Genomic DNA, 13,873 nt, shown 5'->3' with positions numbered 1-13,873 from the left:
TCCCTTGCGGCGATCTAACTTTCCTTATAGTCCGGCACTTTACGGATGCCAGGTAGAGACTTTTGGACCATATTTCCAAAAATATATAAGGATTGTATGAAGTTGATTTTAGAATTTTAACAGAGGATTATCTATTAAACAACCTATCAATAAAAAGTAATAAAATACTGAATTCTTTAAACGTCTTTATGACATAAAGTGAATCTTCCATCAGTGGGGGTTTTCCTCATCCTCCACTGATGGTTAGATGAACCAATCGGACCTTTACGGGCAGTTGCCCCCACCTATCTTCTTCAATTTTGCTAAATCTTGAGGTGGGGGTCTTACTGCCCGTTAAGAGTGGGATAAATCCTTAGACGCTAATATATAACGAGTATTAGAGTGGAGAGCCAAAAAAGGATTCACGCACTTTAGCAGAAGTTAATGTGTTAGGGGGAGGTGAACAATGCAACAAGTTAAACTATTTCTGACAGGGTTTATTAAAGAACCATTATGGTTCAAGTTACTAATCATTACGTCGTTCCTTGCTGCAATTATTTTGGGGAGTTCATTTTTTTCAAGCCAGCCTTACATGGAAAGTGGATCAAAATTGGCAGCCGCCATATTATTTTTTTCGTATGGAGTCAAAATTAGGAGAAGTCATGGCAAAGCGTTAATTCTCTTTGCATGTGCGTTTCTATCCCTTTGCCTTTCAATTCTTTCGATAGCAGGGTAGGTGGATTTGAAATTATAGTGGCCGGAGCGGGGAAGATTACGCACTCTCTCCGCTGCATGAAGCTTGCGAACAGAAGGAATCTTGCTGCTTTTTTCCAATCGGAATATTCGGTATAAACTATTACTACAGGAATAGGCAAAAAAGAGGAGCTGATTAAAAACTCAGCTCCCCTACAAATCTTATAGCGTAATGATAATTGGTCCTTCTTTTGTTAGGATCATCGTGTGTTCACATTGTGCCACGAAGCTGTTTTTAGTGACATAGGTCCACTCATCATTTTCGTACTGAAACACTTCTTCCTCACGGGTCGAGATAAATGGTTCAAATGCGATGACCATGCCTTCCTTCAAAAGTTCATCATCATACGGCTCGTAAAAATTGTAAATATGGTTCGGTGCTTCATGAATCCGGCGGCCTATCCCATGGCCAGTCAAATTCATAATTACTGTAAATCCATTATTACGGGCAACCCGCTCAACTGCCTTGCCAAGACCGCTTTTTTTCGATCCGGGCTTGGCTTTTTTTAAGCCGGCCTCGAACGCTTCAACAGCTGTTTCGCAAAGCTTGGTCAACACAGGATCTCCGTTGCCAACAACAAACGAAATGCCAGTATCGGCAAAATAACCGTTTTTCGAGGCAGATACATCAATATTGACAAGGTCGCCTTCGTTAATGACGCGGCTCCCTGGAATGCCATGTGCAACTTCTTCATTTACACTGATGCACGTGAAGCCAGGAAAATCGTATTCGCCTTTAGGAGCGGATAGTGCGCCATTTTCTTCAAAAAGGCGGGCAGCCAGCTCGTCAAGTTCCTTTGTTGTAATTCCTGGTACCGTTTTTTCAACAAGTTCGTTTCGAATCAAAGAAACAATTTTCCCAATTTCCTTCAATCCGTTAAAATCTTCTTCAGTTTTTGCAATCATGTTTTATTTCCCTTCAATCCTTAATATTCATTCATAAGGATATCCCTTTTTCGTAAATAAATCCAATCTTTTAGCCGGACAGCTCAAGTTGCTTTTCAACTATTGTGCACAAGTTAACCAGCCGCGAGGAATTCACTTTGTTTAAGAAGAATAAGCCATCCCTCCACACGTATACATAGAATGAAGGAGTCATAAGGAGGGGGTATTTTTGGCTAACCCAATAGTAACTAGATCGCTGGATGAAATTCAATTTTGGTCCAGAATTATGAAAGAACATGCATTATTTTTAAGCTTGGGTTTCAATAAAGATCAGCCGCAGTTGATTGCTGAAGCCGAGCAGTTTATCAATCTTTTTGAACGGATAGAGGAGAAATTGGCACGGTTTACAGCAAATACAGAATTACAGCAAATTCGGGCATTTAATATCGAGGTATATCAAGCAGCAGTTGCAATTTGGAGCTATAAAAGAAAGGTTCTAGGTTTAACACTAAGATGTGAGATTCGATCAAATAATTATCCTTTATTAGTTGACCATGTCAGCAGGGAAGCCGCTTATTTTGCAAATCGCTTAAAAGATTTGAATGAAGGCAAACTTGCCCCTGAACCTGACAGCATCATTAAGGAAAATCTTTTCTTTTTAAGAATAATGGCTGACCACGCTAAATTCATAGGACATCTTTTGGATCCTTCGGAAAGAAAGCTGGTTGACCAGGCGAGGGAATTCAGCCATGATTTTGATCAATTGGTATTTCAGGCTATTGATTTGGATTCAATGCGGCCTCAATCAGAAACCGTCCCAATTCTGGACCAGTTCCTGGATCAAAATCGGGTTTCCGTTGCATCTTTAAGGGATTTTAAGAAAACAGCCCGGGATCTAATAGAGGCATGCCGGATCAAAAGTAATATTCATCCACTACTTGCTGACCATACATTCAGAGAGGCTGCAAGGTTTATTGAAATCATTGACTTATTTGAGGCACATCTCGCTTCGCAAAGATAATTATAATGGCGAATAGTCCGAACCGGATTATCGCCTTTTTTATTTACAGATAATTAGGCTCAACAACCCAATTCCGCTGACATACTATACTCCGAATAGAGTATAGGCGAGGTGTGGAAATGCAATTTTCAAACAATCAGGAACAGCCTTTAAAGGCACAATTATCCACCCAGGCACCGACGTTCAAAGCAGATGCTTATGATACCCTGGAAAAGACAATAAAACAGATAAGCTTGGACAACTATCGCGGAAGCTGGGTGATTTTGTTTTTCTACCCAAGCGACTTCACATTTGTCTGACCAACCGAGCTGGCAGCGGTCGCTGCCATTTATTCCGAGCTTAAGACGCTTAATACCGATGTTCTGGCAATCAGTACGGACAGTGTGTATTCGCATAAAGTGTTTGCCGAAACTTCACCTTCACTTTCAAAAGTGACCTACCCGCTTGTCAGTGACAGGACACATTCGATTAGTAAAGCGTACCAAGTACTAAATGAAAAAACTGGAGCTGCCTATCGGGCAACAATTATTATTGATTCGGAAGGGAAAATAGTCGGAAGGTTTATCAATCCTTCTGAAGTTGGCCGCAATTCTTATGAAATTCTCAGGCTCATTTATGCATTACAATTCGCAAGGCAAACAGGTAAGGGAGTCCCAGCAAACTGGATGCCAGGAAATGCAGGAATTGATCGAGATCCAATGAATATCGGAAAAATATAAAGTAACTTTTTTCCAGCGGTGCATATTCCTGAAAGGAGAATGCACCGTTTTTGTCGAAATCATATGGATAAGTTGTACCTGAGGTGATGAAATGCTTGAGAAATGGAATCAGTTGAAAGCACTATGAGGCTAGTTGTCCAAGCTGGAATCGGATTAATCTTTCTTTTGTTTTCTACGATTGCCGCCTGGTATGAAGGTAGCGCACTTGTAGATTCACCTTCAGAATGGAAGCACTCTACCCCTTTTACGCAAATTTTTAAAACTGGTTTTTCAGATGGAAGGGACATTTCACAGCTTGATTACTTTGTTTATGCAGCAAAATTCCATCCTATCTTCCCGGTCATCATGATTGTATCTTGTCTTTATTTGTTGATTGTGACAGGTTTTTATTTATTTAAAAATAGGGACAACTTGTTTTCAACCTATCTATTCATTTTAGGCATTATTTATGTTTTAGCAGGTCTTCAAATTTCAGGCTCCTCCACACAGGGGGGACGGATTTTATTTTATGTTTTTGCAGCATCTGGGTTGGTCAGTTTAAGTTTTTCATTTTTTAAAAAAATACAACAAAATCTTGTTTATATTTTGTCCACAAGAAAGTAATAAGTCAGGAGAGACTGTATGAAATTTGTTCTTATGTTTGGACCCCAGGCGGTTGGCAAAATGACTGTCGGCCAGGAATTATCTAAAATAACTCAATTAAAGCTTTTTCATAATCATATGACCATTGGATCTCGTCAGTCAGTTTTTCAACTACAGCACAAAGGAAGGTAAACGGCTGGTCAATTTGTTTCGCCAGGAAATCTTTGAAGAAGCGTCGAAAAGCGATATGTACGGAATGATTTTTACCTGTGTCTGGTTTTTTGACCTTCAAGCCGATTGGGAGTATGTCAAACGGCTCACAGACCTGTTTGAGTCTAGAGGAGCGACTGTCTATTATGTTGAACTTGAAGCAGACCTTGATGAAAGGCTTGAGCGGAACAAGACGCCGAACCGCCTGGAGCACAAACCGTTTAAACGGGATTTAGTTTGGTCTGAAAATGACTTGAGGAGGTCAATGGAAAAACACAGAATGAATTCCCTCGAAGGTGAAATTAAACATCCGAATTATCTTAGGATAAACAATACCAACCTGAATCCCGAGGAAGTCGCGAAGATGGTAAAGGATACGTTTCAGTTATAGCTATTCGGCCCCGGCAAGGAATTCTAACATAGGGAGTTCATAATGAATAATACAAAAAAAGCTATTTTTGTTGCGATTATCGGTTTACTTATTACCGGTGGCTGGTTTGGATATCAAAAGCTGACGGACGATACATATGAAGGAATGTCTATTATCCCCGAACAGCACGACGATATCCCTTTATTCCCCGGGTTGGAACCAACAAGGGATCAATATGAGGTAAAAGGAGATCATTGGAGAGAAATATATGACTTTTACTTGGAGGAGCTTCCTAAATTGGGATGGAAGAAGCAAAATACCCAATCTGCCTTAGAGGATAACAACCCTAATAATGATTGGGGAGGGTTTATTTCAAGTTGGACAAAAGAAGGGTTTGATGGGGAATTAACTATCTTTGCTTCTTATAATCAATTTGATGAACAAACAGAGGTCCATTTCGACCAAACACCAATTTATCAGTCTTCTACTTGGATCCATGATGTTCCGGAAAGGATTTGTATATATAAGGATTCCACTTCGCAAGATTGTACCGTTATTAGGGATGAAAATAAGATAAATAAGATTGCAGCCTTCATAAACGAGGCTCTTGATTGGGAACAAGAAGCAACACCGCGGGACAAAGAAAGTACAATTGATTTTGGCGAAATTGATATAAAGATTTTTTATGAAAAAGAAAAAGAAATATATTTTCAATCGGAGAAAGGTACCAAACTGATGAAACCGGAACCTGAATTCTTTGAGCTTATCGGGTTATAGGATAGTAGCTTTATAAGCATAATGGTTTCGATGTTTGAAGAATAATAATTTTGAATATTATGTAACCTTCATGTATTACTCTCGTATAGTTAGTTTGAGTATTGATGAAAACCTAATTTGAATTGATTGGAGGTATTTTATTGAAGAGAGGTTTTAAAACTTACGCACTTGTTATTTTATTAGTTTTTGCCATGATATTCATTTTTGTTAAAGGGTTGGAATCATTTGTAAAAAATAAAGATTTAAAAGAGGCGATTAGTACAGTTAACTTGTACAAGGAAGCAAAAACATTTCAGGAGGCACAAAACTATATTGCATATGGCACCAGTGGCATTGGATTCATAACACGTAAACGTGAAGGGGATTGTCCATGTTCTATCACTTTTAATGAACGAACATTTGATTGGAAACCTAATGTGGTTCTAAGCCTTAGTGAATCTAAAGCTGAAAATGGAAAAATTATTCTCATTTATAATTCGGTTCAAAACGAAAATAATGTCTATCAATTTGTTATGACAAAGACAGCGGGATGGAAGCAAGATAATTCCAAGACTATTGGAATGGTTGAAGATAAGGAAGAAAAGTGGAGAATCCAGGAAATACATGAAATCGCTGCAAATTAAATATTTAATCATTTAGTCAGGTACAGAATAGATGAACACAAGTAGCGCCGTATTCTCCAACATAATTGAAATAATTTAGGCGGAGAGGTTCACTATATTCCGACTAGTGTAGGACTAAGCTTTTTAGTGAAATAATGTAAAAGTGCCAAAAGTGTGCAAGTTTCTTCTTAAGAACCTATAATAGTGTCAGTGGGATCGGCAAATGCCGTCCCTCTTTTTAATATAGGCGCTGGTATTTATCTCTATGGTTTTCTAAGAAACGGGATAAGATAACAGTATCCGGACCTATGGATGTTCAAAATATTGTAGCCTTAACGCTTCAACATTTAACAAAATGCAAGGAGATGGTTAAAATCAGTAAATTTACAGGTTATGTCGGAACGTATACAAATGGAGATAGTAAGGGGATTTATTCATTTGTGCTAGATACAGAAGCCGGAAAAATTACAGATGTAAAAGTCGCTGCAGAAGTAGGAAATCCAACTTATTTAACCCTTAGCCAGGATCGGCAACATCTTTATTCAGTAGTAAAAGATGGAGACAAGGGCGGGGTAGCTGCGTTCTCAGTTATATCAGGGGAACTTCAATTTATTAATTCGGAAGTTTCAGCAGGATCACCACCTTGCCACGTTAGCATTGATGCAGAGCAGCGTTTTGTTTTCAGTACAAATTACCATAAGGGGACAGTTGATTCATACTTAATTCAGGAAGGTGCTGTAAGCGAGCCGGTTGCAATCATTCAACATACAGGATCTGGACCTGATCCAAGACAAGAAAAGGCTCATACCCATTATGCTGGAATGACACCGGATGGGAAGTATTTAGCTGTTGTCGAATTAGGCTGCGATCTAGTCTTTACATACCGCGTTAATGACGACGCGACTTTAGTAGAAAAAAATCGATTGGAACTTAAACCGGGCAGCGGTCCAAGGCATCTTGAATTTCATACGCTAAATCCTTCTATTGCTTATGTTATGACTGAATTCAGCTCTGAAGTAATCGTATTATCGTATGAAAATGGGACATTTTCAGAGATTCAATCTATTTCAACTCTGCCTGCAGACTTTACAGAAAATAACCAGGGTAGTGCAATTCATGTCTCTTCTGACGGTAAATTTGTCTATGCTGGCAATCGCGGACATAATAGCATTGCAGTATTTGAAGTAAATGAGGAAAACGGCCATGTTCAGCTCGTTGAATTGGTATCAACAGAAGGCGATTGGCCAAGAGATTTTGTACTTGACCCAACAGGAAAATTTTTAATTGCCTCGAACCAAAATTCCAGCAATCTTGTCTTGTTTGAGAGAAATTCTGAAACAGGTAAATTGATACTCCTACAAAACGACATTGCTGTTCCAAATCCAGTTTGCGTAAAGTTTTTATAAAAGAATCCTATTCATGAGTTTTCATGAATAGGATTTTTCTTTTGGTAGAAAAGCTTACTTGAGCAGACATTCTCTAGTACAATTCGAGGCTATCTGAATGGCGAAATGTCCTTGAAGTGAGATTTCGAGTACAATTCGAAGCTCCTGGATAGGTAAATGTCCCTGAAGAGAGATTTCGAGTACAATTCGATGTAGCCCGACAGGTTAAATGTCCTTGAAATAACTTTTCGAGTACAAGTTGATGCTGCTGGATTGATAAAATGTCCTTGAAAATAGTTTGAGTACAATAAAAATCCATACAACCCTAACTCCGCTTTGAAATTATTTTTATTATGAACAATATGCCCTGTCCAACTAATTACTTTTTCATATTATAGAATGGAATCGATTATTGGGAGGGAAATTTTAGTTGGAAAATAGGGGTAACTATCAAAATCAATTATGTGACGAGTTTGCCAGGATTTTAGATTCAACTCCGTCCATCATTAACGGAGTTTGTACTGCTACTAGATCTAGGACAAACATCCATCCGGTCGTACTGGGGCGGAGAGCTGAATCATTTATGTTTGTGCCACAGGCCTTTTCTTTTGAAAATATGGACAAAGGCGGAAGGGCTTTATGTCTAGGAGAAACCGTCATTCTCCAAGAAGAAGTAAACCCGTTTATGTCCCGTTTAAGGGAATGTGGAATTATTGTAACTGCACTGCACAATCATTGGCTATTTGAAGAGCCTCGCCTCATGTATATGCATTTTGAGTCGATTGACGAACCATTGTCTTTTGCTCGGAAAGTCAGGTATGCTTTAGCGGTATTAACCAATAGAAATGTAGGGGTTCGGCAACTGTTTGGTGGCCGGATGCGTGGAATTCCTTGCTCAGAGGACCTTTGTGATGAATTTGGCCGGATACTAGGCGGGATGGTTACATTTGAAAATGGTACTTGTATGGTTATGAAATCAAGAAACAATATTAAGCCAACTGTCTTAGGGAGGAGATCGAGGTCGTTCCTGGTTATCCCACAGATGTTTACATTCGAATCATTAACACCAGATGGCAAAGCTCTTTGCAGTGGAGAGACTGTAATTCTTCAAGAAGAGTTAAACCCTTTTATAAGCAGGCTGAGAGAACATAATATCATTGTTACCGGTTTTCATAATCACTGGCTATTTGAGGATCCTCGGTTAATGTACATCCATTTCGAGAAAATTGAGGACCCAATCCATTTTGCAAGGGATGTCAGATACGCCTTGCAGGTGCTTACAAATAAAGAAATTAAAGTTTCGCGTTAAGACAGTGATTTTGCTCAGGTAACATCCCGGCTTTTAAAACAACAGCAAACTAGCTGTTGTTTTTATTTTTAGAGAAGAAAAGAGAAATAATTAATTCTTACCAGTCTCTTTAAAATGCTAGAAACATGATTGAAGGTTTTTGTGTGTCTTTGTCGAATTAGTATCCCTATTAATAAATGGGGTGAACCTTGTATGGAGTTCGTTATTAATAATGAGTGGTTTAACAAAGCAATTCTGGACGTGGCCAAAGCGGTATCTTCGAGGACGCCTTTTCCTATATTATCGGGTATCATGTTAGTGGCCAATCAGGAAGGCCTTACTCTAATCGGAAGTAATTCTGATATCATTGTTGAAAAAATTGTTCCGTTAACGGTTGAGGATAAAAGTATAGTAAAGATATATGAACCTGGCAGTGTTGTGGTATCCGCTAAATATTTGAGTGAAATTATTAAAAAAGTGCCTAATGATGTGCATATAAAAGTTAATGAAAATCACTCAGTCGCCATTAAGTCCGAAGAAATAGTTACCCATCTAAATGGATTCAATTCAGAGGATTATCCGAGCCTGCCTAAAGTTAATGAAGGAAATCATATTGAAGTTCCCTGTTTGGAGCTTATAGAAATGATTAAACAAACATCATTTGCAGCTTCCAAAAATGAGACCCGCCCAGTACTAAAAGGAGTAAATTTTACTTTTACAGAAAACCGCCTTTCGATGGCCGCTACAAATTCTCACCGGTTAGCCTTTAGAAGTCTTCCCATAAAATCCAATATAACAGGTTCTTTTGCTGTACCTGGTACAAGTTTAAGTGAGCTTATCAAGTTATTTAATCAGGATACTAAGCAAATTAACCTCTTTTTAACAGACAGTTATATTTTGTTCAAATCAGAAAGCCTCTCTCTTTATTCACGACTGATTGAAGGAAACTTTCCGAATGTCTCTGAATTGCTTCCAAAAGAATTTAAGACAGAAATATCCTTAAATACCACCGATTTTTTAAAAGGGATAGATAGAGCAAGTCTTTTTGCAAGTGTAACGAAAAATAACAATGTGAATTTAGAAATCAAAGACAATAAATTAAAAATTTCCTCAAACTCAAATGAAATAGGAAAAATAGAAGAAACACAATCTATTAAGTATATTAGTGGTGATCCATATATAAGTATTTCTCTTGATGGGAGTTTTTTAATTGAAGCTCTAAAAGTAATAAAAGAAGATGAAATTAGACTAAGCTTTAATGGTACGATGAGGCCAGTATTAATAGAACCAATTGGAAATACTGAATATTTACATCTAATATCACCAGTAAGGTCATATTGAGTTTAACTAGCGGTAGATGTTAGTGTGTTTCAAATGTTAATGAGGATTTTATAGAAAATCTATGTTATTCTAATTCTTTGCCTACACTATGAAAGGATGGAATTAAGAATGCAAAGAATATTTATAATTATGGCTATTATGGTAATGATGCTTCCAACTATAGCAAATGCACATACACAATTAGAATCCTCAACTCCCGTAGCAGGACAGGTCGTAACAGAGAGCCTAAATGAAATTGTGCTAAACTTTGGAGGGGAAATTGAGTCACTTAGTACAATGACCCTTTTGAAGGACGGCCAGAATGTCCCATTTAAGAGTATTGAACCCCAAGGAACACAGATGATTGGAATTATTACCGATCCGCTCGCAAATGGTTCTTATGACATTCAGTGGAAAATTGTTGGTGAAGATGGTCATGTCATTACTGGTGAGATTCCATTCTCTGTTCAAGTAGAGGAACCCATGAAGGAAGAGCCGCCTAAAGCCGAAGAGTCTGCGAATACAGAAGACACAGATTCAGTTGCAAAGGAAGAAAAGGAAGTTAAAGAAAATACAGCAAATCAGGAAGCCGAAAACAATGAACAAACCGGATCGAATCTCACAAAGATTATAATACCTGTACTCGCTTTATTGCTATTGGGAATAGGATTGTTCATGCTTTTCAGAAGGAAGAAATAGTATGGAGTTTCTAATTACAATCAGCGAGTTTGGGACATATTTATGCTTTGCTATTCTAGCGGGATATGTTGCATTGCAATATGTTACGGAAGAATACAAGCCGCAAACAAGCATTTCTAAAAAAACGATACTCTTATCTATCTTGGGAATCTATATTTTTTCCTTCGGCCCCGCTGCACTTACCATTTCATATTTTGAAGATGCGGTCGGCCTGACAACGGCAACCTATTCAGTTATAACTGATTTCCAGGTAGGCAGGGCATGGCTGATTATTGGGTTTATGGCCGTCCTGCTCTGGATAACGATTTTGCTGAATGGCACTAGGCATATACAAGCACTCTTGTTATTCATAATGGTACTAGCGGTAGGATATTCAAGCCATGTTGCATCTTTATCATTTTGGTATGGACTTTTTGCCCATTCTGCACATTTCTTAATGGTCATCCTTTGGAGCGGTATACTAATTCATGTAGCCTGGTTCTCGAAGGATGATTCAAAATGGAATAAGTTTTTAAAATGGTTTACTCCATTTGCGATAGGAAGCATAGCCGTCATTTTCATTAGCGGACTAGTCCTTATGTTTTTCGTTGTGAAACCAGATGAGTACGTTAATTCCTGGGTCTTGCCTTATGGACAAATGCTTTTATTAAAGCATATTGGCATCATTCCGATTTTGGCTTTTGCTTATATAAATGGGATACTAGCAAGGAAAACGATAAGCACACAATCCTTTAATCCTCGTCCCTGGGTAAAAGCAGAATGTCTTACAATATTTATTGTTTTCTACTTCACCAGTGTATTGGGAACACTTTCGCCACCGCATGAGGTAGAATTTACTGTGGTTTCTGAAGGCGCATCAAGATGGTTGGAATGGCTGCTAGGCAAGGATATACTTACAACGGCTAATATTGCACTAACTACAAATGCATCGTCGATTTTACTATTAATAACCACGCTGCTATTCTTGGTACTTATATTTTTAAGCTTTAAAAAAGTAAAACCCGCTGTTGGTGTCTTCTTCGCCATTAGTTTTATTGCTTCAATGTATTTTTTCCTGATGCTGTCACTAACTTTATAAATACGAGAATGAAGGACCCTGAGACCAGAGGGTCCTTTTCTCTTTTCATCCGCGCTTACAGAATTAGGGCAAGTGCGGTACAACAACTTCCATCTAACATTTTAATTTAAGGTGAATTTTATAGAAAAAAGAGGAATATAAAGGATTAGCGCTATTTTTGTAGAAACCCTTATTATGGTAACTAAGCCTAATGGGTCTGGAAATTCATGATTAAAGAAATGAGGGGGATTTAAAGATGGGTGAAAAATTATTAAGGGTCGGAACAACATATATACCAGTAACGAATGTTGAGCTTTCTTCTAATTGGTATGTGAAAAAATTAGGAGCAGAATTAAGCTATATAGATCAAGACAAAGCTATTTTAAACCTTGCCAATCAGAGTTTTTTTCTGGTGAAAGCCAATGAAAAGCAAAGCTCCAATTTCTTTGATATTTCCGGTAATGAACGTTTTTCTTTAACCTTCGAAGTTAATGGGATAAAAGCTTTAGAAGAAATACATAGAGACTTTAAGGAAAAGGAAATTAGAATTTGTGAAATTGAGAACAGAGGACATTCAGGAAGGAATTTTGTTTTCTACGATTTAGATGGGAATAAATTCGATGTGTGGAGTGAACTTAGTCCGATTTTTAAAGAAAAATATTTGATCACTCAATAAAAATCTCTTCTTCCATAATCCGTACATGGGTATTGTTCCTGTTCAATAAAGAAATGAAGCTATATAGAGAGGTAATTGAGATGGTAATCCGCAATCTAAAAATTAATGAAGAGCCTCCAATGGATTTGTTACTACTAGCAGATCCGTCCCCGAGGCTTATTGAGGAATATTTACAAAGAGGAGAATGCTTTGTAGCTGAAAGCAATGGAGAAATCATTGGTGTATATGTACTCCTTCCAACCAGACCCCAAACGGTGGAGTTGGTCAACATTGCTGTAGCAGAAGGCCAGCAAGGAAAAGGATTGGGAAAATCGCTAATACTACATGCAAAAGGTGTCGCCAAGTCCAAAGGTTACAAAACAATAGAAATAGGTACTGGAAATTCAAGCATAGGACAATTAGCGCTTTACCAGAAATGCGGGTTTAGAATTATTGGTGTTGATATGGATTTTTTTATTAGGCATTATCCAGAAGAAATTTTCGAAAACGGTATCCAATGTAAGGATATGATTCGATTATCAAAAGATTTGTAGTTAAATAATGCAACTAGCGGGTGCCTGATCATGGGAGGATTAAGGCACCTTTTTGTTGAACTTTTACAAGAACAAATTAGGCACTTTTAAGTAAACGTGGGGTTCAAGGGGAGGTAATTCAATGAAGATTCGAACTGCTACAAAGAACGATGTACCCAAGTTAGCAAGTTTAATGGAACAGTTGGGCTATCCAACTACCGTAAAAAGTATGGAATATAGGTTTAATAACATAGAATCGAACCCTTCTTACCTTACTCTAATAGCGGAATTGAATGGCGATGTGGTCGGGATGGCAGGGTTATGTAAGAGCCTATTCTATGAGTACGATGGATGTTATGTGAGGATCGCAGCCTTTGTAGTGGATTCTAAATATCGAAGAAGGGGTATAGGTGAAAAGCTAATACTAGAAACGGAAAGATGGGCTAGGGAATTAGGTGCAATCGCTATTAGTCTAAATAGTGGTAACCGTCAAGAGCGAATAGCAGCTCATAAGTTTTATACTAGTATGGGTTTTGAAGCTAAAAGTACTGGTTTTTCGAAGATGCTTATTTAATAAACAGGTAGCATTCCTGTAGATCGTTATTTCTGAACTTTGATAAAAATAGGATCCCTCAGTAAGATATGAGTATAGATACTACTCTAACTCAAACCTTAGAAGGAACCATTACTATGAAGTTTAAAATGCAGGACAAACAAAATCAACTGATTGAAAGGATTTCTGATAAACATCTAGTGGTTAGTGTGGATATCGCCCAACAGTTGCACGTTGCCTAAGCTGTTTAAGAAGAATAGTTCTATATAAAATAAATGCCAATCAGATTAGGATCCTAATATACTCCGACTCTTTGGAGTTGGGAAATTCTAAGGGAAGACGTCCATAAAATTGGTCCAGGTATTTTGTTGCTTATAAGACAACAGGTAATTTGTATCATTAAAAATATGGGATGCACTTGCTTCCTTTTAAATTAGTGACTTAATGCAATAAATTTAAAAATTCCAATGAAATTTGTAATAATA

15 protein-coding genes, 1 pseudogene and 1 riboswitch are annotated in these 13,873 nt (G+C 37.8%); of the genes and pseudogenes, 15 read left to right on the top strand and 1 reads right to left on the bottom strand.

What is annotated here, in order from left to right; genetic code table 11:
* Nucleotides 1-7: 7 nt before the first annotated feature.
* Nucleotides 8-109: riboswitch (purine riboswitch) on the bottom strand.
* 336 nt (nt 110-445) lie between these two features.
* On the top strand, nt 446-715 hold the full coding sequence (locus AM500_RS13425) for a hypothetical protein (RefSeq protein WP_053599671.1): 270 nt from the start codon (nt 446-448) through the stop codon (nt 713-715).
* A 179-nt stretch (nt 716-894) separates the two neighbouring features.
* Here the strand turns inward: AM500_RS13425 and map are convergent, their stop codons facing one another.
* Nucleotides 895-1,638 (bottom strand): type I methionyl aminopeptidase, encoded by a 744-nt coding sequence (map, locus tag AM500_RS13420; protein ID WP_053599670.1) that lies wholly within the window; start codon nt 1,636-1,638, stop codon nt 895-897.
* Between the two features lie 208 nt (nt 1,639-1,846).
* Here map and AM500_RS13415 point away from each other — a divergent pair, with 208 nt between their 5' ends.
* The 14 genes and pseudogenes from AM500_RS13415 (at nt 1,847) to AM500_RS13345 (ending at nt 13,409) form a co-directional block, all read left to right on the top strand.
* Nucleotides 1,847-2,638 carry a DUF2935 domain-containing protein gene (locus AM500_RS13415; protein WP_053599669.1) on the top strand — a complete coding sequence of 264 codons (792 nt, stop codon included), beginning with the start codon at nt 1,847-1,849 and terminating at the stop codon, nt 2,636-2,638.
* Nucleotides 2,639-2,757: 119 nt separating this feature from the next.
* A complete protein-coding gene (locus AM500_RS13405) occupies nt 2,758-3,357 on the top strand; it encodes a peroxiredoxin (RefSeq protein ID WP_082347226.1) in 600 nt (199 codons plus the stop codon).
* A gap of 102 nt (nt 3,358-3,459) precedes the next feature.
* Nucleotides 3,460-3,960: a YjdJ family protein gene (locus AM500_RS13400; RefSeq protein WP_053599667.1), complete on the top strand. Its 501-nt coding sequence runs from the start codon at nt 3,460-3,462 to the stop codon at nt 3,958-3,960.
* 18 nt (nt 3,961-3,978) lie between these two features.
* A pseudogene (locus AM500_RS13395) lies at nt 3,979-4,540 on the top strand (AAA family ATPase).
* A 42-nt stretch (nt 4,541-4,582) separates the two neighbouring features.
* Nucleotides 4,583-5,296 carry a hypothetical protein gene (locus AM500_RS13390; protein ID WP_053599665.1) on the top strand — a complete coding sequence of 238 codons (714 nt, stop codon included), beginning with the start codon at nt 4,583-4,585 and terminating at the stop codon, nt 5,294-5,296.
* 140 nt (nt 5,297-5,436) lie between these two features.
* On the top strand, nt 5,437-5,919 hold the full coding sequence (locus tag AM500_RS13385) for a hypothetical protein (RefSeq protein WP_053599664.1): 483 nt from the start codon (nt 5,437-5,439) through the stop codon (nt 5,917-5,919).
* A gap of 344 nt (nt 5,920-6,263) precedes the next feature.
* Nucleotides 6,264-7,304, top strand: coding sequence for a lactonase family protein (locus tag AM500_RS13380; RefSeq protein ID WP_269432609.1), 1,041 nt, complete (start codon nt 6,264-6,266; stop codon nt 7,302-7,304).
* Between the two features lie 409 nt (nt 7,305-7,713).
* Nucleotides 7,714-8,592, top strand: coding sequence for a DUF1259 domain-containing protein (locus tag AM500_RS13375; protein ID WP_053599663.1), 879 nt, complete (start codon nt 7,714-7,716; stop codon nt 8,590-8,592).
* A 192-nt stretch (nt 8,593-8,784) separates the two neighbouring features.
* Nucleotides 8,785-9,912, top strand: a complete 1,128-nt coding sequence (gene dnaN, locus AM500_RS13370) for a DNA polymerase III subunit beta (protein ID WP_053599662.1) — start codon at nt 8,785-8,787, stop codon at nt 9,910-9,912.
* A gap of 108 nt (nt 9,913-10,020) precedes the next feature.
* A complete protein-coding gene (locus tag AM500_RS13365) occupies nt 10,021-10,590 on the top strand; it encodes a copper resistance CopC family protein (RefSeq protein ID WP_053599661.1) in 570 nt (189 codons plus the stop codon).
* Nucleotide 10,591: 1 nt separating this feature from the next.
* The gene (locus AM500_RS13360; RefSeq protein WP_053599660.1) at nt 10,592-11,668 is read left to right on the top strand and encodes a copper resistance D family protein; all 1,077 of its coding nucleotides are present in this window, start codon (nt 10,592-10,594) and stop codon (nt 11,666-11,668) included.
* A 235-nt stretch (nt 11,669-11,903) separates the two neighbouring features.
* Nucleotides 11,904-12,323: a VOC family protein gene (locus tag AM500_RS13355; protein WP_053599659.1), complete on the top strand. Its 420-nt coding sequence runs from the start codon at nt 11,904-11,906 to the stop codon at nt 12,321-12,323.
* An 80-nt stretch (nt 12,324-12,403) separates the two neighbouring features.
* Entirely contained in the window at nt 12,404-12,856 is a 453-nt protein-coding gene (locus AM500_RS13350) for a GNAT family N-acetyltransferase (protein WP_053599658.1), read from the top strand.
* A gap of 121 nt (nt 12,857-12,977) precedes the next feature.
* Nucleotides 12,978-13,409 carry a GNAT family N-acetyltransferase gene (locus AM500_RS13345; RefSeq protein WP_053599657.1) on the top strand — a complete coding sequence of 144 codons (432 nt, stop codon included), beginning with the start codon at nt 12,978-12,980 and terminating at the stop codon, nt 13,407-13,409.
* Nucleotides 13,410-13,873: the final 464 nt, after the last annotated feature.

The organism is Bacillus sp. FJAT-18017 (assembly GCF_001278805.1).
Lineage (GTDB): Bacteria > Bacillota > Bacilli > Bacillales > Cytobacillaceae > Bacillus_D.
The sequence above is the reverse complement of the archived record's forward strand: the minus strand, read 5'-3'. Positions and strand labels throughout refer to the sequence as shown.